Below are 21,930 nucleotides of genomic sequence, written 5' to 3'. Positions count from 1 at the left end.
CTCGCAAAGAGCAACAGTGTATGGGGCTCATTGCGGAGTTTCAGATACACTGTGATGCGTTGCCGCTCGTGTCGGTTGCAGCGACAGTCCCCGAAGCGTCGATTGTCCTTTCCCTCCAGTACAACCACGGCCGGCGGCCGCTGTTTATTGTAACCGTGACAGGTGGCACCGAGCAGGCTGTCGAGCGGGCACTCACTAACGCCGACGACATTCAGGAGTGGACGCAAATCGGGACGGCCGGCGACACCCGCCGGTATCAGGCAGTGCCGGCGCTGAGCTTCGAGGAGCAGCTTGGCGGCCAGATCGACGACCTCGACGGACTCGAAGCCCTCGCCACGGCAGACGCCATAATCGAACAGATAACTGTGACTGCGGACGGCTGGGAGCAAATGGGCTGGTTCGCCGACCGGGCGGCGTTCACCGATTTTTCCTCGTTCTGGCAACGGAACGCGGAGTTCAGACTGGAGCGGCTGACTCGGGATGCGGAGCCGAAGTCACCCGGGAACGGGCTCACTGACCGACAACTGGAGGCGCTACGGACGGCGTACGAGATGGGGCATTTCGAAATCCCGCGACGTGCATCACTGGACGCCGTGGCAACGGAACTGGACATTTCTGCGTCGTCACTCTCAGAGCGACTGCGCCGGGCACAGACCCAGCTCATTCAGGAAACGGTCGCGACGCTGTGGCCGCCGCTTCCAGAATGATCTAGGGGCAGTGAAATGCGGTCGGGGCGGCGGACTGCGACCGGAACAGCAGGCGGGTGCAAAAATATCAGTTAAACAGGCCAAACACGCCGCCAGAGTCCTCGTCGTCGGCATCGGAGTGGTCCTCGGTGTCTTCAATGAACCACTCGTCGTCAAGTATTGTCTCGATATCCCGTTCGGGGCTTTCGCCGTGGAAGAACACGCCTTCCAGCGCCTCGGACAGTCGCTGATAGGCATCGGCAGCCGTGCTCTCAGGGGCGTTGAGTACGAGCGGTTCCTCGGTCGTCGCCTGCGGGTCATCCGGGATGACCGCAAGCAGCGGGAACTCCATCTGCTCGGCGATGGACGCGACATCAGTGTGGCGGGTCGCGCGATTGATGATTGAGCCGAGAACGGTCCCGTCAATGCGGTTCGCTAGCTGGGCCGTTTTGACCGTATCGCCCACCGCAACGTCATCGGGGGTCGTGACGAGGACGATGCCGTCAGCCAGTCCCAGCGGCACGGCGACTTCGTGGCTCAGTCCAGCCCCGGTGTCGATCAGCACCACGTCGTAGGCATTTCGGAGCGTCTTGATGACTTTCCTGAGCTTTGCGGGGTCAGCGTCCGCAAACGCCTCAAGGGACTGTTCGCCCGGAATCACCGTGAGCCCACCCGGGGCATCAGTCAGAGCCTCACTCACCGCAGCCTCGCCAGCCAGAATCTCGTGGAGGCTCTTTTCGGGCTCCACGGAGAGCATCGAGCCGAGATTCGCCATCCCCAGATCTGCGTCGACGACGGCCACGTCGTAGTCCATCTCCTGCAAGACGGCCCCGAGATTTACCGCGGTCGTCGTCTTCCCGACGCCGCCCTTGCCGCCTGCAATCGTACACACATACCCCGCCATAGTCTGATTGCTTGGGTACAATGCAGGCAGTCATATAAATTCGATTGTCATCCATCGCGTCACAAACGGTTCGCTGCATACCGGAGACAGTGATTTAACGTCTATACACTGTCAGCTTTGCACGCTACTGTTACCCATAGTAATTATTATTTGTGATGTACCCCGGGCAAAGACACGCAGGGCGATAGCTTCACCATCGACGTGTCAGTGTCCGGCGATGGCGTCCAGAACGTCGAAGCGACGCTCTCCACTCCGGATGGTCTGTCCTGCTCGCCGTCTGGCTCACAGACCATCGGACTCAGCGACGGCAGCGGGTCAGCCACGTTCGACTGCACTGCCGACGCCACCGGTGACTACAACGGCGAGGTGTCGGTGTCCGTCACCGCCGATGAGTCCGGCGGCACAAACACCTACTCAGACACCAGACAGACCGGCCTCGACGTGCTCAGCCCCGCCAGTCTCTCGCTGACGACCTCGGTCGGCTCGACCGACCTCGATGACGGCGAGACGACCACCGTCGACGCTGTCGTCCACAACAGCGGCGACACGTCGACGAGCTACACCGTCTCAGTCGCTGATTCCGACGGCTACTCGTACTCGCTAGCGTCCGGGACAGCGAGTGGAGACATCGCCGGCGGAACGACCACGACTGTCACCTACGACATCACTGCTGACAGCGGCGGCGACTACGACCTCACCGTCACCACAGACGGCGGCAACGGCCAGTCGCTCTCGGGGACGGACACCCTCTCAGTGTCGGGTTCGAGCAGCAACGGCGGAGACAGCGGCAATGGCGAAACCACTACTGAGGCGACGACAACCACCGAACAGGATACGCCCGAAAGCGAAAAACCGACAGCGACCACCAACCCCACTGCCACCGCCGAACCAGAACAGCCGACGACTGCCACCGCCGAGTCGACCGTAGCCGACGGGACGGCAGCGACGGCAACCATGGCTGACAGCGTCGGCGGCACTGATGGCGAATCAAGAGACGAACCCACGGCCGGGTCCGGTCCCGGCTTTACCGTGCTCGTCGCAGTTATCGCACTGCTCTCGGCTGCCGCGCTGGCTCGTCAGCAGAGCTGAGTCGGTCGCCGTTCCGGCACGAGGACCGCTCGATTCGCACGCCTCTCACTTCCTCCACGGCTCCCGTCGGTCGCCGTTCCGGTTCGAGACCCCTCGCTTCGCTCGGGCTCTCGCTGCTCGCGGGTCGTTCCTCCCCGCTCGCCCGTCCTGCAATTCTCGCTTTGCTCGAATCGCACTGGCTTCCTCCGCGCCTCTCTTCGGTCGCCGTTCCGGCACGAGGGCCGCTCACTCCGTTCGCGCCCCTCGCTGTCAACAGGTTCTTACGCCACCTCGGCCAACATAGAGTAATGAGCGAGCAGCAGGAACAGGAGCAATCTGACAAGCAGAAATACGAGTTCCGGAAGGTCATAGAGGAACTCAAAGGGTACCAGGGTTCGGGCACCCAACTCGTCTCTATCTACATCCCCGAAGGCAAGCTGATCAGCGACGTCGTCGCCCACGTCACCCAGGAACACTCCGAAGCTTCGAACATCAAATCGAAGGACACTCGGACAGCGGTGCAAGACGCGCTCACTTCGATCAAGGACCGACTCCGGTACTACGACGTGCGGCCACCCGACAACGGACTGGTCGTGTTCTCGGGCGCGTTCGATACCGGCGGCGGCCGGACCGACATGGTGACGAAGGTCCTCGAATCCCCACCAGACCCCATCGAATCGTTCCGCTACCACTGTGACTCGGAGTTCCTCACCGAGCCGCTGGAGCACATGCTGGCCGACAAAGGGCTGTTCGGGCTCATCGTGCTCGACCGGCGCGAGGCAAACGTCGGCTGGCTGAAGGGCAAACGCGTCGAGCCTGTCAAGTCCGCCTCCTCACTGGTCCCGGGCAAACAGCGGAAAGGTGGCCAGTCCGCCCAGCGTTTCGCCCGCCTCCGGTTGGAAGCCATCGACAATTTCTATCAGGAGGTCGCCGGCATGGCGAACGACCTGTTCGTCGCCGACCGCCACGAAATAGACGGGATCCTCGTAGGCGGCCCCTCACCGACGAAAGACGAGTTCCTCGACGGCGATTATCTCCACCACGAGCTACAGGACATGGTGCTCGGGAAGTTCGACGTGGCCTACACCGACGAGTCAGGGCTGTACGACCTCGTGGACGCGGCCGACGATGTGCTGGCCGAACACGAGATGCTCCGGGACAAGGAGCTCATGGAGGACTTCTTCAAGCAGCTCCACAACGGGGACAAGGCCACCTACGGGTTCGACCAGACCCGCCAGAACCTCAACATGGGCGCGGTCGAACAGCTGCTCATCTCCGAGGACCTCCGGAAAGACGTGGTCGCCTACACCTGCGAGAACGGCCACGATGAGTACGACCTCATCAACAGCAGCGCCGGGACTGACGACCACGAGTGCTCCCGCTGTGGGGCCACGGTCGACGCCGACGACGGCGAGCGTGAAGACGCCATCGACCACCTGATGGAACTGGCCGACCAGCGCGGCACTGAGACGGTATTTATCTCCACTGACTTCGAGAAAGGCGAACAGCTGCTGACCGCCTTCGGTGGCGTCGCCGGCCTGCTGCGCTACTCGACGGGCGTCTAACGCGCCAGTCGTTCTCTTCTCTCTGTATGTCTTTGACGGTGGCTCCCACCACAGACTCCGCCGAACCGCGCTACGTTAGAGCCGTCTCTCAGAGCGTGGGTGAAACGGTCGACCTGTCCGCTCACAGCAACTGTTCGAGTTGCCGACGGCGGCGACCGAGGTCGACGTGGGCCGCCTCGCCGTAACTGGCGTCGAGGCGGTCCAGTACCAGCAGCGGGTCGACGCCCTCGCGCTCGACTCGCTCCAGTAACGCGGTGATCTCCTCACGGTGCATCGCGAGCGAGTCGAGCAGTCCGACCAGCAACACCAGCGGGACCGCTGCGCCGTCGGCATCGGGAATTGCACCGTCCAGATCCGAGAGGTCGGGCACAGCAGCGGGCGGCTCCGTTTCCGGGTGAAGCGCCAGACAGGACCGGCAGACGCCAGCGCCCGGTTCGTTTCCGGGGAGAAGCTGCTGGAGGTCGTCTGGAACTGGGAACGAAACGAGGTCGCCACCGCAGTCGGGACAGGACATACTCAACAGGAACGGGAAAGCGCAAAAACGATACCGGTCAGGACGGGTCCCCTGTTCAGTCGTCAGCAGTGACCGCTTCGGGCTCTTCTTCCGCTTCCTCTTCGGCCGCTAACGCGTCTTCCTCTTCTTCCTTCTTGGCTTTGATCTTCTTCATGCGGAAGATCTCTTCGCGCTCCTGCTCTTCGAGTTTCTGCTCGATGTACTCCTGATTGTCGTAGAGGTCTGGCAGGAGTTTGAATTCGAGGGCATTGACACGGCGCTTCGTGGTCTCGATCTCCTCGAGCATCTTCTTCATCGCCGTCTCGACTTCGGCGGCAAGGATGATATTTTCGAGCAGTTCCTCGTAGGCCTCGGCAGCCTCGTCGATGCGGGCCGAGGTCCCCATGACGCCGTACCCACGCTCGTCCAGCGATTTCCGGACTTTGCTGGACTCGATCTGCGGGACAACGACACCCATGATGTTCTTGGACTGGGTCGTCAGTTCGGGGTGTTCTTTCAGTGCTGCGGCGGCCCCACGGACGGCCACGTCGCCCTCCATCGCCCGGGCCATGTTGATCGCGCGCTGGGCCCGCTCGTAGGAGCCGTCGAGGTCTTCACGGACGTCCTGTGCCTGGTCCAGAATGTCCATGAACTCCATGATGAGGCCGTCACGCTTCTTCTCCAGCGTGTCGTGCCCACGCTCGGACAGCTCGATGCGGTCCTCGATCTGCATCAGATTCTTGCGCGTGGGTTTGACGTCCTTAGCCATTACGGGTCTTTTTTCGACGTAGGCAGTTAACGGTTTCCAGTTATTTCGGTTCGAGCGCTGCCGCTTCCGGACTGACACGCAAAAAAGCGAAGTCGACGAACGGTCGCGGTTAGTCGTCTGCAGGCGTTGCGCCAGTTCCGGTCGTCTCGGCCGCGCCGTCGAGCACGCCGTGGCTCCGGAGCAGGATGATACCGAAGCCGACCTTCGCGACGAGGTCGATGACCATGAAGCCGGCCGTCTCGATTCCGATACCGACGAGGCCAAGCCCCTCACTGCCGACGAGCCACCAGACTGGGTAGACCAGCCAGACGACAGTGACGAGGTTGCGCAACGTCTTGAACGTGCTTCGCGTGTCACTGGGCAGGTTTGCAACCCGGCCAGACAGCGAACTGAACAGGAAGTACAGCAGGACCAGCAGGAAGGCAGTGCTGATACCCCACCAGACCAGCCGTTCTGCACCGGCAGACAGCACGCCACTGCCTGCACTCAGCGTTGCGACCACACCAGTACCGATCATCAGCACGTCGAGGCTGACGAGCGAGTAAATGGTGTTGCGGTCTGCACCTGCAAGCAGTCCGAGGTCATACAGCAGCAACGGCGTTGTGAACAGCCAGTCGGTGTATCGCGCCCAGTAGATGGGGTGTTGTTCGCCGCCGAACTCGATGAACGTCAGGCCGAAGCCAAGCGCCATCGCGAGGTAATTCACGAACGCGATTGCCGTGATCAGTATTGTCGCGATGTAGAACTTCTGACGCCGGCCGTCAGTTTCGCCCCAGCCGCGCGCGATGAAGTATAGCATGCCGAGGAACATGCCCGCTGTACCTAACCACAGCCAAATTCCTTCGCTCCCTGGTGCTGGCATAGTGCATTCTAGTGTAGGAGGTCAACGCTAAACAGTCGCGTACCCAAAATATATGGTATAGATTGAGGGATGCCGGAGAAAGTAAGCCGTCGCGTCAGGCCTCGACGGTTTCGGCGGTCTCGTCCTCGCGGTAGTGCTCCTCGATGAGGTCCTCGTCGATGCGGTTCAGCGCATCTTTCGGAAGCATCGAGAGCAAGTCCCAGCCGAGTTCGAGCGTTTCGTCGATACTGCGGGCCGTGTCGGTCCCCTGATCGACGAACTCCTCCTCGAAGCGGTCGGCGAAGTCCAGATACTTGTTGTCCAGTTCCGACAGCGCCTCGCGACCGACGATGTTCACGAGGTCGCGGAGGTCCTCACCCTCTGCGTAGGCGGCGAAGATCTGGTCTTTCACGTCAGCGTGGTCGGCGCGGGTCAGCCCCTCGCCGATGCCGTCGTCCATCAGCCGCGACAGGCTCGGCAGGACATTGATCGGCGGCTGGATGCCCTGGCTGTTGAGGTCGCGGTCGATGTAGATCTGGCCCTCAGTAATGTACCCGGTCAGGTCCGGAATCGGGTGCGTGTCGTCGTCGCCCGGCATCGTCAGGATCGGGAGCTGGGTCACAGAGCCCTCGCGGCCCTCGATCCGACCAGCACGCTCGTAGAGCTGTGCCAGGTCAGTGTACATGTAGCCGGGGTAGCCACGCCGGCCCGGGACCTCCTCACGCGCGGCACCGATCTCACGCAGTGCCTCACAGTAGTTGGTCATGTCCGTCAGGATGACCAGCACGTGATAGTCCTTCTCGAAGGCGAGGTACTCGGCGGTGGTCAGCGCCAGCCGCGGCGTAATCGTCCGCTCGACGGCCGGGTCATCCGCGAGGTTCATGAAGACGACGGAGCGTTCCAGCGCGCCGGTGCGCTCGAAGTCGTCCATGAACTCGTTCGCCTCTTCGGCCGTGATACCCATCGCACCGAAGATGACAGCGAACTCCGAACCCTCGTCGTCTTCGCCGTCTTCCTCTTCCGGCACCGTCGCCTGTCGCGCGATCTGGAGCGCCAGGTCGTTGTGTGGCAGGCCAGAGGCGGAGAAGATCGGCAGCTTCTGCCCGCGGACGAGCGTATTCATGCCGTCGATGGCCGAGACGCCTGTCTGGATGAACTCCTCAGGGTACTCCCGGGAGAACGGGTTGATTGCCTCACCGACGATGTCACGGCGTTCGTCGGGGACGATCTCCGGGCCGCCGTCGATCGGCTGGCCGGTCCCGTCCATGACCCGCCCGAGGAGGTCCTCGGTAACGGGCATCTTCATCGTCTCGCCAAGGAAGCGAACCGAGGCATCGCGGTCGATACCTTCGGTCCCCTCGAACACCTGAATGGCGACGTAGTCGCTTGCGGATTCGAGCACCTGGCCACGGCGGGTCTCGCCGTCGCTGAGCTCGATTTCGACGATGTCGTCGTAGCCGACCGGTTCGTCGGTCTCGACGAACACCAGCGGTCCGCTGATCTCTGTGATTGTCTGATACTCTTTCATTGTTAGTACAGCTCCCGCAGTTGAGACTCGATGTCGTCTTCGAGGTCGTCGATGTACTCGTTGTAGTCTTCCTGCACGCCGATACGGTTGAGCCGCGGCGCGGCGTCAATGTCGGTGATCTCCTCGACGGGGACACCGGCATCCAGCGCCTCGAAGGCCGCATCGTTGTACGTCTTGGCGGCGTCCATGATGCGGTAGGTCTTCTCGGGCTCACAGAACGTGTCCACGTCGTGGAAGGCGTTCTGCTGGAGCCACGCCTCGCGCAGGTAGCGGGCGATCTCGAGCGTCAGCTGCTGGTCCTCCGGCAGCGCGTCCTTCCCGACGAGCTGGACAATCTCCTGCAGTTCCGCTTCCTCGTCCAGCGTGTCGATAGCCCACTGGCGCGTCTCCGGCCAGTCGGCTCGGACGTTGTCCTCGAACCACGGGTCGAGCTGGTCGCGATACAGCGAGTACGACTCGTTCCAGTTGATAGAGGGGAAGTGCCGGCGTTCGGCCAGGTCCGCGTCGAGCGCCCAGAACGTCTTGACGATACGCAGCGTGTTCTGGGTGACCGGCTCGGAGAAGTCCCCGCCCGGCGGTGAGACGGCCCCGATAACTGAGACGGAGCCCTCGGTGCCGTTGATATTCTCGAAGTACCCGGCACGTTCGTAGAACTCGCTCAGGCGAGCGGAGAGGTACGCGGGGTACCCCTCCTCACCCGGCATCTCCTCGAGTCGGGACGAAATCTCACGCATGGCCTCGGCCCACCGTGAGGTGGAGTCAGCCATCAGCGCCACGTCGTACCCCATGTCGCGGAAGTACTCCGCGATGGTAATCCCCGTGTACACGCAGGATTCGCGTGCCGCGACGGGCATATTCGACGTGTTGGCGATGAGGCAGGTCCGGTCCATCAGCGCGTTGCCGGTGGTCGGGTCCTCGAGTTCCGGGAAGTCCTCAATGACCTCAGTCATCTCGTTGCCACGCTCGCCACAGCCGACGTAGACGACGATGTCCGCGTCGGCCCACTTGGCGAGCTGGTGCTGGGTGACCGTCTTCCCGGACCCGAACGGACCGGGAATGGCGGCCGTTCCGCCCTTCGCAATCGGGAACAGCCCGTCGAGCACGCGCTGGCCGGAGATGAGCGGTTCCGTCGGGGTCTCCTTCTCGACGGTTGGTCGCTGCTGGCGCACCGGCCACTCCTGGTGCATCTGGATTTCTTCGCCGTTATCCAGTTCGACGACGGTCTCTTCGACGTTGAAGTTGCCCGATTCGATGGCGACGACTTCGCCACCCTCGGAGTCGGGCGGGACCATCACCTTGTGGTCGATACTCGGCGTTTCGGGGACGGTGCCGACGATGTCGCCGGCCTCGACCTCGTCGCCTTCCTCGACTTCAGGGGTGAACTCCCAGGTCTTCTCCAGGTCGATGCCCGGCGCGTCGACACCACGGTCGAGGAACGCCGACCCCATCTTCTCTTCGAGCACATCGAGCGGGCGCTGGACACCATCGTAAATGGCGTCGAGCATACCCGGCCCGAGGTCCACGGAGAGGGGCGAGCCCGTCCCTTCGACGGGTTCGCCGGGGGAGACACCGGAGGTCTCCTCGTACACCTGAATCGTGGTGATATTTCCTTCAATCTCGATGACCTCGCCCATCAGCCCTTCCGAGCCGACGTAAACGACGTCGTTCATCCGGGCGTCGAGGTCCCGAGCCGTTACGACCGGTCCCGAGACGCTTTCGATAATGCCGTCCTCACGGACGTCTGTGTCTGTTGCTTGACTCATGGTTAGTCCTCGTCCATCAGGTCGATACCGATGGCTCGCTTGATCTGTTCACGCAGTCCGCCGCTCCCAGTGCCGCCGCCGAGCGTGACCATCACCGGCTCGACACTCGTCTCCGCATCCTGCCGGACACCGCGTGAGAGATGCGACAGGTCGTCGTCGTGCATCACGACGATACCGACGTCGTCGTCGTTGAGCATCTCCTCGACGGCGTCGTCGAGCTGCTCGTCTTTCTCGTCGGAAGGCACGTCCGCGAACTTGCGGACGCCAGCTAGCCGAAAGCCCGTCGTGAACTCCGGGCTTCCGATGACAGCGATCTCCTGACTCATAGTATCACCAGCTCCTGTTCGATTTCGTCGGGGCCGAGGCCGGCCTCGCGACCGCGGGCGATGGCCCGGATGTTGTCGACCTCGCGTTCCTTGGCGAGGACGTAGGACAGCACCGGACAGACCGACAGCGGGTAGCGATTCGAGAGCCGGTCGGCGTATTCGAGCAGCGCCGCGTCCAGCGCCCGCTCGAAGTCGATGAGGTTGTCGGCTTCTTCAAGCGCCGACAGCGCCTGGTCAAGGTCGTCGCCGTACTTGCTCTCGCGGACGGCGCTGACCAGCTGGTCGAGGTTCGTCGACAGCTGTGCAACCTCCTGTGCGTCGAACAGCTGTCCGCCCTCGATGAAGTACTCCGAGGGGTCGATGTCCGCGCCACTTCGGGCCAGCCGGAGCGCGTTCCGAAGGTTCCGGAAGTCGACTTCCGTCTCCAGGAACTCCACGTACAGCCCGGTCGGGCTGTCGATCTCTGGGTTATCCGGAAGCCCCGACAGCAGGGTTTCGTAGAACGCGCGGTCGAGCGCGTTCTCCAGCGGCACGAGAACGCCGCTTTCCTCGTATACGTCGAACGCTTCGGCCAGCGTGTCACCGAAGATGGTGTCGTCGAGTTGCTCGACGACCTCCTCGATAGAGCCGGCGTTCAGCAGGTCCTCGATACGTCGGTCACTGAACTCGCCGGCCCGGATGAGGTCGTCTTCGACCTCGGTCCGCTCCGCGTCCGAGTAGAGCCCGCGAATGACGGTCTTGACGTTCCACACGTCGAATTTCCGCAGGTAACGGGCAATGTAGTCGTACAGCGCGCCCTCAGACCAGCGAAGCAGGTCGTCGAAGTGTTTCGCGAGGTTGCGGTTCAGCGCGTACTCGACGAGGTCGACGCCGTCGTACCGGGAGCCGAGCGCATTCATTTCGGTCTCGTACTCCGTTTCCTCCATGAAGCGGGCGATTTCGCCCGTCCCCATGCGGACCAGCTTCCGGTAGTCGTCATCGTCGAACAGGGACGCGCTGCGGGCACGGACCCGTGCGATGACGTACTCGTAGTTGCTTCCCTGGCCGCTCGTTCCCGTTCGCGAACTCATTGGTCTTCGAACAGGCGGTCGCTGATTGCTTTCAGGTTGTCCTCCCAGACGTCCTCAAGAATGGAATCGAACGTGTTGTTCACACGGACTCGTGACTCGTTGCTCTCGACGACGACGCCGCCGAGGCAATCCCGCTCACCGGCGTACGTCGCGCCGTCGTAGTCATCGAGTACATCCTCGAGAAGCGACTGGTCCGACGCACGGCCATACACCGACAGCTCGTCGCTGTCGTCGAATTCATCGACAGCGGCGTCAAGCAGTGCGCGTGTCAGTTCCTCTCGTCTGTCCCCTTCGAGGGCCGCAAGCGCGTCCTCGACGTCGCCGTGAACGTCTTCGAGGATGTCACGCCGGGCGTTGAGTCGAGCCTGTTTGGCCTCGAGCTTCGCAGAGGAGAGTCGCTGCTCTCGCTCCTGCTCGATGGTCCGCTCGACCTCAGCCTCGCGTTCCTCGCGGATCTGGTCGGCGTCAGCCTCGGCGTCGGCGATAATCTCCTCGGCACGTTCGTCGGCCGCGTCGCTAATCTCCTGAGCACGCGCGCGGGCCTCGTCGCGGATATCCTCTACGACTGTTTGAAGGCTCATTATTGGAAAAAACGGAGTGTTGTTAGACGACGAAGACGACGACAAGCGCGAGAATGACGAGCGTTTCCGGCAGGACTGTCAGGATGAGCCCGCGGCCGAACATGCTCTCGTCTTCTGCGATTGCGCCGACGGCGGCGGCCCCGATCCCACGTTCCGCATACCCCGAACCGAGCGCGGCGAGTCCGACTGCGAGTGCTGCGCCGGCTGAAGCCGGAATAGCTGGAGCACTGGCGGTACCTTCCTGCAGTACTGCGTTGACAAGGAGTGCGATGGTTTCGATCATGGATGTGTAGTCTCTGGAATTGCTCGTGTCCGAACAGGCGTATGTGAATCCACGTAGTTCATAAAGCTTCCCAAAACGGTTCGTCAGCGTGCTGTTCGGGCGGTTTAGGGGCTCAGCTGTAGTCGGTTGTGAGCGTGTAGCAGTCGACACCCGCGACGCAATTGGCAAAACCGGCAGTAAACAGCGACAATTAGCCCGACAAGAAAGGAAGCGCGCGATCAGTCCTCAGTCGTGTAGTTGCGTTCGTAGCCGAACGGGTTGTACCGCTTCCCGCCGCCTTCGAAGAACTTGCCGAAGAACTCCACGTACTCAAGTCGGACGCCCTGCAGTCCGGCGCTGGTGATACCGAGCACCAGCACGAGCAGGTGACCGATCACGAGGATGAGAACACCGACCAGCGCGCCGGCGATACCAGAGTGAACGAGCCCGGGGAACATGATCGCTTCCGCGCCGTATTCGGCGACCGCCCATTCGGGCCCGTGCCCGATGAGGAAGTGGAATTCCCCATGGTGTGAGTAGGCGCCAAAGAACAGCAGGTTGACCACGAAGGCCATCCCTGCCTTGGCCAGCAGTACAGCGGCCAGTCGTGTGTACGACAGAACGTTCACGAGCACGTTGAGGAACTCGACGACCTCAATGGGGTCGGCAAGCGCCAGCAAAACGAGACCAGCGAAGAAGAGGATGAGCCACGCCGAGAACGGCGCGCCCAGTCCCGGAATCGTGAAGAGGTTTATCGCTGGCAGTCCCGTGAAGCCCCACGCGTACGGGTTCCCGGCGAAGACTCCTGCCTCGGCGGTGTAGAGGAAGTCAGGTGCTGCGCCGTTCGCGCCGGAGAACACCCACGCCCAGAGGCCGAATAGCATCAGCAGCCAGGACCCGCTCTCGGTGATCGCGTCCCAGAGGCTGTGATTCAGGTTCTCGACGAAGTCGAAGATCCAACCCGCAGCGAGGTGAACCGTCCCGGCGAGCAGGCTCATCGTCAGCCAGGCCAGCGCGTAGCCGGAGTAGGTCGGCTGGAGGCCCTTGTGCATCGGCGGACTGCCACCCCAGACAATTTCCCCAAGCTGGTGAAGCCCGAAGAATTCGCCGTACAGCACACCGAACAGCGCGGTGAACCCACCAGCCCACATACCGACGCCACCGAGGCTCTTCAACACGTCACTGTCGACCTTCGAGTACAGCCCATAGCCCAGCGCCAGATACAACAGCCCGTAGCCGAGGTCACCGATCATGAACCCGAAGAAGGCCGGGAACGTCAGGAAGAAGGCGACTGTCGGGTCAAACTCGCCGTACTTCGGTCGGTTGACGACCTCGACGAGATCTTCGAAGGGCCGGACACCGCTCGGATTGTCCTGAATAACCGGCGGCGCGTCGTCACCCATCGTGATGACACCGCCGTCAGCGACGGTCTCCTGCGGTTGGCTCTCGCTCTCCGGCTCAGGAGCGTCGACGGAACTGCCGACGGGTTCGCCGCCGTTGCCGCCCTCGCGCTCGACTTCTTCGTGAGACTCCGCGTGCCCCTCACTATTGTACTCGGCAATCTCGATTCGGTCGATGTCGACAGCATCGCCGACAGTACTCGAAAGGGCCCGCTCGAACGCCTCGTAGCGCTCGTTCGGAATCCAGCCCTCAGCGATGAAGGCGTTTTCCGTCGTTGCGAAGGTGAGTGGCGCTTCACCCTTCTGGGCCTCGATAGCCAGTTTCTCCTCGGCGGCGAGCAGGAACCCGGCGTGGTCGAGGCGGAGTTCGTTGAGTTCGTCCCGGATATCGTCACGCCGGTCGTCGAGTTCGTTGACCGCTGTCCGAACCTCGTCGAGTTGCTCCTCGATCGCCTCGTCGGTGACAACTCGGGTTGGGCCGGCGTCCTCCTCACTGACGTCCAGAATGGACTGTAGCGAGCGAACCGTGACGAGCTTGTCCGAAACCTCGTTGGTTCCGGTAAGCGAGTTCCCCGGTTCGAATCCGTCCCAGGAGCCATCATACTCGGTGACGTGGAGCATATCGAGGTCGTGGACGGCCTCAATAGTCTGCTCCATCGCGCGTTTCGACCCCGTCACCGAGACGCGGCACATCTTCTCAGGTCTGAGCATGCACCGCCTCCTCAAACAGGTCTGTGACGTATTCGACTACCTCGTCGATCTGTTCACTTGCCTGCTGTTCGAGGTCGTCGCGAGCGCTCTCACCGTCTTCGATGATTTGCTCGCGTTCGGCCTCGATCTCTTCGCGAGCCGATTCAAGACGGTCCTCGGCAGCCGCCTCGGCCTCTTCCCGCGCGGATTCGCGTATCTCGTCGGCCTCCTCGCGAGCCTCCGCGATGCGGTCTTCGCGGTCTTGTTCGGCCTCTTCGACGATCTCGTCGGCCTCCTGCTCGGCCTCCTGTATCCTGTCAAGAACTTCTGGCCGTGGCATTCTCTAATCATGTGAGCGTTGCCAGAGCGGCTATTTGGTAGTTGCGAAGTTTCCCCGTGTGATACAGCGGCCGAAATCCGGGGAATTATGACCGCCAAGTCCTAAGCTGGCAGTAATGGGAGTCCTCGAGAACAAAGCCCGCGCGCGGACGTTCTACAAGTATCTCTCGAAGGTGTACGACCAGATCAACCCCTTCATCTGGGACGAACGGATGCGCGACGAGGCGATCGCAATGCTCGACCTTTCGCCCGACGACAAGGTCCTCGATGTCGGCTGTGGCACCGGCTTCGCCACTGAGGGGCTGCTCGAACACGTCGATACGGTGTACGGGCTCGACCAGAGCCCCCACCAGCTCTCGAAGGCTTTCGAGAAGTTCGGGAAATTCGGCGACGTACGCTACCACCTCGGTGACGCCGAACGACTCCCGTTCAAAGACGACAGTTTCGACGCGGTGTGGTCCTCGGGGTCAATCGAGTACTGGCCCAATCCCGTCGACGCGCTTGCTGAGTGTCGCCGACTGACCAAGCCCGGCGGCAAAGTCCTCATCGTCGGCCCCGACTATCCAAACTCGACTGTCTTCCAGAAGATGGCCGATGCTATCATGCTGTTTTACGACGAGGAGGAGGCTGACCGGATGTTCACCAAGGCCGGGTACGAGGAGTTCGAACATCACATTCAACAGTCCCGCCCGGGCAGTCCGCGTGCGATCACAACGATTGCAGAAGTGCCCGAATAACAGCGAGTCCCACGGTTCCTGCGTCGCTACACCGACCCACTGACAGGCACTCGAACCCGGTCGCCGTCCTGTGTGATAGCAGTAACCGTGTACTCCCCACGAGGTTCGACCGTCCAGAGGGCGCCGTCTGTGCCGGTCGTGCCGATTCGTTTACCGTTTATTTTGACGGTCGCATCGTCCGTAGAGCCCGTACTGTTGTCAATGACTGTGACGAGCAATGGTCCGGACTCGAAGGACTGCTGGACTCGGACGCGAACTGACTGATTCACGTTTGTCGCCACTTCCGACCGGTCGACCGTCGTCAGGTCGAGGGTCTGGGTTTCGTAGAAAACATTTGCCGTGCCGCCGTCGAGATACGCGGTCAGCCGTCCGTTCGGATGGTCGGCCTGAATCTGGTAGATAGCACTCCGGCCGTACGTCTGAACGGACGGGTACTGCTCGCTGTAGAGCCACGGATAGAGGTTCTCCGCCCGCGTGTTGACCGCACCGAGGGAGTCGTTAGTCTGTGCGAACTGGTCGACTGCCGTCTGTTCGCGGTCCTGACCGAGATACGTCTCGCGCGTGTACTGGCCGTCCGAGACCGTCGACAGCATATACCCCTCCAGTGATGCTTCGACGTACACCGCATTCGGCTCAGTCTCACCGGCGGTTTCAGCACTGATACGCTGGCTTATCGGGCCGCGATACGTCTTGAGCACGCCCCTGTTGTTTTCCAGACGGAAGCGCTGAGCCGGTGAGAGTGAGTAGTCCGGTGCGGTGCCAGCGGTCGCCCGGATCCGGTCAAGTTGGGTGGCCAACTGGCGGGACTCAGCGTCGATCAATGCCAGCTGCCGCAGGAACTCAGTCGCGGTGATTACACCATTGGCGTATTGTTGGATAGCGGCCTCGTTCCGTTGTTCCAGACTCGTTCGCTGACTTTCGATATCGGTCAGTGTCTCGTCGACGAGGCGGTCGCGGGCAGTCTCGCTGTCCTGCTGGAAGAACTGTCGTTCAAAGGTCGTCGTCGCGTAATCGCTCCGAAGGTCACTGGAGCCGGCCGCAACCGCGACGCCGACATCGATCGAGGACCGGTTGTACGTCGTTGACCTGACGTCACTGGCCGGGATGGCGAGATGGTTCGTCGTGTTGTCGACGGGCGTGACCTGTGGTAACTGGTCGCTGCCCCCAGCGGTCTGGGCCGGCGGAGCGAACCCGGTCACCGGGGCAGCCACGGAAACGACCATGAGGAGGATTACACCGACTGCGGGGAGGGGACGCATCAGCGATGAATACTCACCCACCGTACAAAAATCTCCCCATTCTCCATATCTCAATAATTGCCTGAGAAGGCACGAGACCTTTCAAAGCGTCCGCTGACGTTTTATTCTTGGATGGAAAGGGTTTTGCCCCCAGAACGTTCATCGATGAACGAGAATGACCCCGCGGGTTTCAGGTGCCCTCCTCCTCCTTGTCCTGTTTGCCCTGTTGGCGACCCCGCCGCTTGCGACAGCGGCAGCGACGGATGATATTCCCGCCCAACAGACGACCGGGACACCGGCACCGGTCGCGGAGAACACGACGTTCGCCCTCCAGATACAGTCAAACGGCGACGCCAAGTGGACGATAACGGACACCTATGCGCTTGAGGAGACTGAGACTGAGTGGTTTAGAGACACCGGTGAGCAGTTCGCGGAGGAGGACGGCGAGGGAGTGTGGCTGCCGGCGTTCCGGGAGGCTAAAGACGAGGCCAGTACGGTTACCGGTCGCGAGATGGAGATCACCGATGTCGAACGTCGGTACGAGGTGTCAGACCGAAAGGGACAGCTGATTCTCGAATTCACGTGGACGAACTTCGCGGTCGTCACCGACGAGAACATCGTCGTCGGGGACGCGTTCAATTCCACGGACGGCACGTGGTTTGGGACACTGACCGCCGACCAGCGATTCGTCATCTCACCACCGTCCGGATACGGGGTCGAAAGCGCCCCGAGCGCCGTCGACGACGGAAAGCTAGTTTTCGAGGGGCAACGGACGTTCGAGCCAGGGTACCTGTCCGTTGTGTACACTGGGGAACAACCGGATACTCGAACGCCAACGGAGGCCCCGGAGTCGATCTTCAGCGGCATCGGTTCGGCCTGGATCGGCGGGGTCATACTGATGGTGCTGCTCGTCGGGGCCGTCGGTTACATGTTCAAAACGGGGTACACTGACGCACTACCATCGGTTGGAGCCGAGAACGACGACGGAGACGACAGCACCGGGACGGCAGCGCGAGCGAGCGATACCGGAACCTCGGATGATGTCGATGTCGAACTCCTGAGCGACGAGGAACGCGTTGAGCGGCTCCTCGAAGAGAACGGCGGACGGATGAAACAGGCCCGTATCGTCTCTGAGACCGGCTGGTCGAACGCGAAGGTGTCGCAGTTACTCTCATCGATGGACGAAGAGGGCCGCATCGACAAGCTCCGTATCGGTCGGGAGAACCTCATTTCGTTCCCGAATGAGGACATCACCGACTTCGACGAGTAACCCGGAGCAGGTGAGTGTAAACAAGCCGGGCGTGGTTTCTGGTTCGAAAACGTTTATTCGCTGTCCGGTCGGAGTTCGAGTATGAAAATCCTTGTCACGGTAAAGGAGGTGGCGGCCGTCGACGACGAGTTCGAAATCGACGGACTCGCTATCGACGACCGGTACGTCACAGCCGACCTCAACGAGTGGGACGAGTACGCTGTCGAAGCGGCCGTCCAAATAAAGGAGGCCCACGACGATGTCGAGGTCGTCACTGTCACCGTCGGCCCGTCCGAGACGGATGAGACAATCCGGCAGGCACTGGCAAAAGGGGCCGACCGTGCGATCCGTGTCTGGGACGACGCACTCGCCGACGCCGGCCTGCTGGACCCCGAGACGAAGGCCGAAGTACTGGCCGCCGTCGCTGCCGAGGAAGACCCCAATCTGGTGCTGACCGGTGTCCAGTCAGCCGACGACGGGTTCGGGGCGACCGGTGTCACGCTGGCCGATAAGCTCGACATGGAGTGGGGCGCTGTCGTCAACGATCTTGACCTCGATCTGGAGGCGGGTGTTGCCAGCGTCCACCGGGAACTGGAAGGCGGCGTCGAGGAACTCACCGACATCGAGATTCCGGCCGTACTGACGATACAGACCGGGATCAACGACCCACGCTACGCGAGTCTTCGGGGCATCCGGCAGGCCCAGAGTAAGGAGCTCGCGGAGCACGGCCTAGCAGATATTGGCCTCGACGCGTCCGAAATCGAAAGCCCGCTCGAACAGACCTCGCTGTACGAGCCTGAAACTGAGGGCGAGGCGACAGTGTTCGAGGGGAGTCCCGAAGAGACGGCGACCGAGTTGGCTGAACTGCTCGCGGAGAAGGGGGTGACCAGCTAATGTCAGTCCTCGCTATCGCCGAACACCGGCGCGGGGAGCTCCGACCAGTGAGCTTGGAACAGTTAGCAGCCGGTCGCGATCTCGCCGACAAACTCGGTGGCGAGCTACACACCGCCGTCATCGGCGGCGATGTCGAAGCGTTCGGGGCGGAGTTGAACCGTGAGGGCGTCGACACCGTCCACACTGTCGACATCGGCGAGGAGTTCAACCACGACGTGTACACGCAGGTTGTCACCCAGTTGACCACGGAGCTGGACCCGACCGTCCTCCTGATGCCCAACAGCGTCAACGGCCTCGATTACGCGCCGGCAGTCGCCAACCGGCTGGACCGACCGCTCGTAACCGACGTGGTCGACATCGACGCCGAGGACGGCCTCACCGCTACCAGAGAGCTGTACGGCTCGAAAGCCGAGACGACGATTGATGTCCACGCCGATCAGGCGGCCGTGACCATCCGCCCGGCCGAATGGCCGACAATTGAAACGGACGGCGACGCCGCAATCGAGGCGTTCGACGCGACCATCGACGAGAGCGCCGTCAGGTCCACGGTAAAGGGCTTTGAGGAGGTCGGCGGTGGCGATATCGACATCACCGACGCCGACGTGCTGGTGTCTGTCGGCCGCGGGATCGAGGAAGAGGAGAATCTGGATATCATCCACGACCTCGCTGAGGCGCTGGACGCGACGGTGTCGGGTTCGCGGCCGCTCATCGATAACGGCTGGCTGGCGAAGGACCGCCAGGTCGGCCAGAGCGGGAAGGTCGTCACCCCAGACGTGTACATCGCCATCGGCATCTCCGGGGCCGTCCAGCACGTCGCCGGGATGAAGGGCTCGGATACGATTGTCGCCATCAACACCGACCCGAACGCGCCGATCTTCGATATCGCCGACTACGGCATCCAGGACGACCTATTCGAGGTCGTCCCGGCACTCATCGAGCAGTTCCAGTAGCCGCTACACACTGAATCGCGGGTGACAAGGTACTTTTTATGGTAGTCCTAAGGGAGCGGTAATGGAGTATCTCGAGCGCCGGCGCGACCGGGTCGAGGAGCGCTTGGAGGCGGTTCTCGACAGCGTGGAGCCGGAGGAACTCGCAGACGAAGTGCGCCACGTGGCGCTTTCTGGGGGGAAGCGAGTGCGGCCGACGGTGACAGTGCTGGTGTGTGAGGCGCTGGGTGGGGAGCCGGCCGATGCCGTCGATTTCGCAGTCGGCATCGAACTCGTCCACAACGCCTCGCTGGTCATCGACGACATCATCGACGAGTCAGAACTCCGCCGGGGGTCCCCGGCCGCTTGGGAGGCCTTCGGCCACGGCCCGGCCATCATCGCCTCCGATGGCCTACTCGGCGAAGCGTTCAATCTCTTTTCGACGGACGAGCGCGCCATGCAGACCGTCTCCGAGTCGATGGTCGAACTGGGCGAGGGCGAGGCGATGGAACTGGTCGCAGAGCCCTCCAACGAGAAGGAGTACATGGAACTGGCTCGCCGGAAAACCGGGGCGCTGTTCCGCGCTGCGGCAGAGCTGGGGGCGATTGCCGCTGACTCGGACCCGTACACGGTTGAGGCGGTCGGTCAGTACGCTGAACGGGTTGGCGTAGCCTTCCAGATGCGCGACGACGTACTCGATGCGACGGCCGACGCCGAAACCCTGGGCAAGCCGGCTGGGACCGACGCGGAGATGGAGCGACCGTCGCTGGTGGAAGTGACGGAGCTGACGACCGAGGAGGCAAACGAGCGAGCGCGGGCCGAGTCCGACGCCGCCCTCGAGTCGCTGTCGACCATCGACGCCCCGGAGTCCCAGTCGATGGAGTACCTGCGCGACCTCGCGGAGTTCGTCGTTGTCCGCGAACGGTGAAGACCGATCCGAACGGGAGGGCTTTTGCCCGCTGCTCGATTACGCCCGGCAATGACAGTTATCGGTATCGTCGGGCTGCCGGGCAGCGGGAAAAGCGAGGCAGCGAACGTCGCCGCCGAGATGGACGTACCGGTCGTGACGATGGGCGACGTCATCCGCGAAGAGTGCCGTGACCGCGGGCTCGACCCCGCAACGGACCACGGAACAGTCGCGAAGGCGCTTCGGGAAGAAAACGGCCCCGCCGCCATCGCCGAGCGCTCGCTACCGATGATCGAGGCGGAACTCGAATCGAACGATACCGTCCTCGTCGACGGCATCCGGTCGGACGTGGAAGTCGAGGCGTTCGAAACGGCGTTCGGCGACACATTCCTGCTCGTCGAGATAGACGCTCCGTTTGAACTGCGGGCCAAGCGGCTCGACCTTCGCGGACGGGACACCGCAGCGGAAGACGGTGGCGAGTCGCTCGAGGACCGCGACGATCGGGAACTCGGGTTCGGGATGGGCGAGGCCATGGAGCTGGCCGACGTGACTATCGAGAACACGGAGACGCTGGCCGCGTTCCAGCGGACCGTTCGCACACTGATTCGGGACGGCCCGGAGGCACTCAACCAATGAGCGCCGTCTACTCCGTCGACATCCGAATCGAAGCCCCCGTCAACGACACCGAAGTAACCGACCGGGTCGCGGATGCAGTTCGAAATCTCTTCCCGGAGGCCGACCCGACCCACCAGCAGGGCGCACTCGTTGCGGAGGTGCACACGATGGACGGATTCTCCGAGCTGCTCCACCGGCGGGAGATCCTAGATACGGCCCGGTCAGTCTTCTTCGACAACCTAGAGGGTGACACCTTCGCGTTCGATGTCAAAAAGCAAGCAGCGTTCGAGGGGCGAATCAACTTCGCGGTCGGTGACCCCTCGGAACTGGGCGACATCCACGTGAACGTGACCGTCACCGAACCGACGGCCGAGGAGTACATCGACTACGTCGCGCCGCCAACTGAGGACGGCCAGCCGGTCTACGACGAGGACACATGACGACGACCATCTGTTTTGACCTCGATGACACGGTCGTCCACTATCCGGAGCCGTACAAGAACATCGTCCGAAGAGCAATCGAGGCCCACGGTATCGAGTACACGGACGAGCTCCGGGCCGTTAGCAAGGAGGCGTTCTACACGGTCTTCGAGGCGCTGGAGCCGGACCCGTACCGCCAGTCGATGGCCGCCGTCGTGGAGGCGGCCGGGGCCGACACAGACCTCGACGCGCTGGTCGAGACACTCAGGGAGACCGAGTTCGCATCGACGACCGTCCCCGACGCAGCCCGGGACAGCCTGACCGCACTTGCCGCTGACAATCAGCTCGCGATTGTCACCAACGGTATCCGGGAGCGGCAGGTCGCCAAGCTCGACCATCACGGGCTGACCGACCTGTTCGACCTCTTTGTCGCCTCCTACGAGGTCGGCGCACACAAGCCCGACAGCGCACCGTTCGACCGGGTCCGAGAGGAGCTGCCGGCCGACGAGTACGTGATGGTCGGCAACGAGTACGAAACCGATGTCGAGGGCGCACGCAACGCGGGCTTCGTGCCGATTCACTACGAGTCGGGCGATGACGGCGGGCCGGACCTCTGGGATTCTATCGACGCGCTGGTATAGCGTGCGTGACTGCCGGCAC

Annotated in this window: 24 protein-coding genes; 11 read left to right on the top strand and 13 right to left on the bottom strand. The window is 62.4% G+C overall.

Features of this window, described 5'->3' with window-relative positions; genetic code table 11:
* The first annotated feature begins 20 nt into the window (after positions 1-20).
* Positions 21-707, top strand: coding sequence for a helix-turn-helix domain-containing protein (locus tag RR_RS18065; RefSeq protein WP_004964511.1), 687 nt, complete (start codon positions 21-23; stop codon positions 705-707).
* 67 nt (positions 708-774) lie between these two features.
* Here RR_RS18065 and RR_RS18060 read toward each other — a convergent pair whose 3' ends face one another.
* Positions 775-1,590, bottom strand: a complete 816-nt coding sequence (locus tag RR_RS18060) for a MinD/ParA family ATP-binding protein (protein ID WP_007189217.1) — start codon at positions 1,588-1,590, stop codon at positions 775-777.
* Between the two features lie 207 nt (positions 1,591-1,797).
* Between RR_RS18060 and RR_RS18055 the strand changes: the two genes are divergently transcribed.
* Together RR_RS18055 and prf1 are read left to right on the top strand one after the other, a co-directional pair.
* On the top strand, positions 1,798-2,679 hold the full coding sequence (locus RR_RS18055) for a PGF-CTERM sorting domain-containing protein (RefSeq protein ID WP_049939194.1): 882 nt from the start codon (positions 1,798-1,800) through the stop codon (positions 2,677-2,679).
* 287 nt (positions 2,680-2,966) lie between these two features.
* The gene (gene prf1, locus RR_RS18050) at positions 2,967-4,223 is read left to right on the top strand and encodes a peptide chain release factor aRF-1 (protein ID WP_011224646.1); all 1,257 of its coding nucleotides are present in this window, start codon (positions 2,967-2,969) and stop codon (positions 4,221-4,223) included.
* Between the two features lie 121 nt (positions 4,224-4,344).
* On the opposite strand, the gene RR_RS18045 is transcribed toward prf1, so the two are convergent.
* The 11 genes from RR_RS18045 to ahaH form a co-directional block, all read right to left on the bottom strand.
* Positions 4,345-4,737, bottom strand: coding sequence for a DUF6276 family protein (locus RR_RS18045; protein WP_007189219.1), 393 nt, complete (start codon positions 4,735-4,737; stop codon positions 4,345-4,347).
* 55 nt (positions 4,738-4,792) lie between these two features.
* Complete coding sequence (locus tag RR_RS18040) at positions 4,793-5,485, bottom strand: V-type ATP synthase subunit D (RefSeq protein WP_011224645.1); 693 nt, start codon at positions 5,483-5,485, stop codon at positions 4,793-4,795.
* A gap of 109 nt (positions 5,486-5,594) precedes the next feature.
* Positions 5,595-6,347: a bacteriorhodopsin gene (locus tag RR_RS18035; RefSeq protein WP_011224644.1), complete on the bottom strand. Its 753-nt coding sequence runs from the start codon at positions 6,345-6,347 to the stop codon at positions 5,595-5,597.
* A 94-nt stretch (positions 6,348-6,441) separates the two neighbouring features.
* Positions 6,442-7,854 carry an ATP synthase subunit B gene (locus RR_RS18030; RefSeq protein ID WP_007189221.1) on the bottom strand — a complete coding sequence of 471 codons (1,413 nt, stop codon included), beginning with the start codon at positions 7,852-7,854 and terminating at the stop codon, positions 6,442-6,444.
* 2 nt (positions 7,855-7,856) lie between these two features.
* Positions 7,857-9,617, bottom strand: a complete 1,761-nt coding sequence (locus tag RR_RS18025; protein ID WP_004964538.1) for an ATP synthase subunit A — start codon at positions 9,615-9,617, stop codon at positions 7,857-7,859.
* Between the two features lie 2 nt (positions 9,618-9,619).
* Positions 9,620-9,943, bottom strand: coding sequence for a V-type ATP synthase subunit F (locus tag RR_RS18020; RefSeq protein WP_004593990.1), 324 nt, complete (start codon positions 9,941-9,943; stop codon positions 9,620-9,622).
* Entirely contained in the window at positions 9,940-11,013 is a 1,074-nt protein-coding gene (locus RR_RS18015) for a V-type ATP synthase subunit C (protein WP_004964543.1), read from the bottom strand. Before RR_RS18015 ends, RR_RS18020 begins: the two co-directional genes overlap by 4 nt.
* On the bottom strand, positions 11,010-11,594 hold the full coding sequence (locus RR_RS18010; RefSeq protein WP_004964545.1) for a V-type ATP synthase subunit E: 585 nt from the start codon (positions 11,592-11,594) through the stop codon (positions 11,010-11,012). The genes RR_RS18015 and RR_RS18010 overlap by 4 nt, the downstream gene beginning before the upstream one ends.
* A gap of 22 nt (positions 11,595-11,616) precedes the next feature.
* The gene (locus RR_RS18005) at positions 11,617-11,877 is read right to left on the bottom strand and encodes a F0F1 ATP synthase subunit C (protein WP_004518385.1); all 261 of its coding nucleotides are present in this window, start codon (positions 11,875-11,877) and stop codon (positions 11,617-11,619) included.
* Between the two features lie 218 nt (positions 11,878-12,095).
* The gene (locus RR_RS18000) at positions 12,096-13,967 is read right to left on the bottom strand and encodes a V-type ATP synthase subunit I (RefSeq protein WP_011224643.1); all 1,872 of its coding nucleotides are present in this window, start codon (positions 13,965-13,967) and stop codon (positions 12,096-12,098) included.
* On the bottom strand, positions 13,954-14,286 hold the full coding sequence (gene ahaH / locus RR_RS17995) for an ATP synthase archaeal subunit H (protein ID WP_004964552.1): 333 nt from the start codon (positions 14,284-14,286) through the stop codon (positions 13,954-13,956). Before ahaH ends, RR_RS18000 begins: the two co-directional genes overlap by 14 nt.
* Before the next feature lie 115 nt (positions 14,287-14,401).
* On the opposite strand from ahaH, the gene RR_RS17990 reads away from it, so the two are divergent.
* Positions 14,402-15,022, top strand: coding sequence for a methyltransferase domain-containing protein (locus RR_RS17990; RefSeq protein ID WP_011224642.1), 621 nt, complete (start codon positions 14,402-14,404; stop codon positions 15,020-15,022).
* Positions 15,023-15,048: 26 nt separating this feature from the next.
* On the opposite strand, the gene RR_RS17985 is transcribed toward RR_RS17990, so the two are convergent.
* Positions 15,049-16,281, bottom strand: coding sequence for a DUF7096 domain-containing protein (locus tag RR_RS17985; RefSeq protein WP_011224641.1), 1,233 nt, complete (start codon positions 16,279-16,281; stop codon positions 15,049-15,051).
* Positions 16,282-16,435: 154 nt separating this feature from the next.
* Here RR_RS17985 and RR_RS17980 point away from each other — a divergent pair, with 154 nt between their 5' ends.
* From RR_RS17980 to RR_RS17950, 7 genes are all read left to right on the top strand, one after another.
* The gene (locus RR_RS17980) at positions 16,436-17,530 is read left to right on the top strand and encodes a helix-turn-helix transcriptional regulator (RefSeq protein ID WP_011224640.1); all 1,095 of its coding nucleotides are present in this window, start codon (positions 16,436-16,438) and stop codon (positions 17,528-17,530) included.
* Between the two features lie 81 nt (positions 17,531-17,611).
* Complete coding sequence (locus tag RR_RS17975) at positions 17,612-18,403, top strand: electron transfer flavoprotein subunit beta/FixA family protein (RefSeq protein ID WP_011224639.1); 792 nt, start codon at positions 17,612-17,614, stop codon at positions 18,401-18,403.
* Positions 18,403-19,353: an electron transfer flavoprotein subunit alpha/FixB family protein gene (locus RR_RS17970; protein ID WP_004964562.1), complete on the top strand. Its 951-nt coding sequence runs from the start codon at positions 18,403-18,405 to the stop codon at positions 19,351-19,353. The genes RR_RS17975 and RR_RS17970 overlap by 1 nt, the downstream gene beginning before the upstream one ends.
* 61 nt (positions 19,354-19,414) lie before the next feature.
* Complete coding sequence (locus tag RR_RS17965) at positions 19,415-20,257, top strand: polyprenyl synthetase family protein (RefSeq protein WP_004964564.1); 843 nt, start codon at positions 19,415-19,417, stop codon at positions 20,255-20,257.
* Positions 20,258-20,308: 51 nt separating this feature from the next.
* Positions 20,309-20,872: an AAA family ATPase gene (locus RR_RS17960; protein ID WP_011224638.1), complete on the top strand. Its 564-nt coding sequence runs from the start codon at positions 20,309-20,311 to the stop codon at positions 20,870-20,872.
* Positions 20,869-21,291, top strand: coding sequence for an RNA-binding domain-containing protein (locus tag RR_RS17955; RefSeq protein WP_007189229.1), 423 nt, complete (start codon positions 20,869-20,871; stop codon positions 21,289-21,291). The genes RR_RS17960 and RR_RS17955 overlap by 4 nt, the downstream gene beginning before the upstream one ends.
* Complete coding sequence (locus tag RR_RS17950) at positions 21,288-21,911, top strand: HAD family hydrolase (protein ID WP_004964572.1); 624 nt, start codon at positions 21,288-21,290, stop codon at positions 21,909-21,911. Before RR_RS17955 ends, RR_RS17950 begins: the two co-directional genes overlap by 4 nt.
* The last annotated feature ends 19 nt before the right edge of the window (positions 21,912-21,930 follow it).

Source organism: Haloarcula marismortui ATCC 43049 (genome assembly GCF_000011085.1).
Classification (GTDB): Archaea; Halobacteriota; Halobacteria; order Halobacteriales; family Haloarculaceae; genus Haloarcula; species Haloarcula marismortui.
The sequence above is the reverse complement of the archived record's forward strand: the minus strand, read 5'-3'. Positions and strand labels throughout refer to the sequence as shown.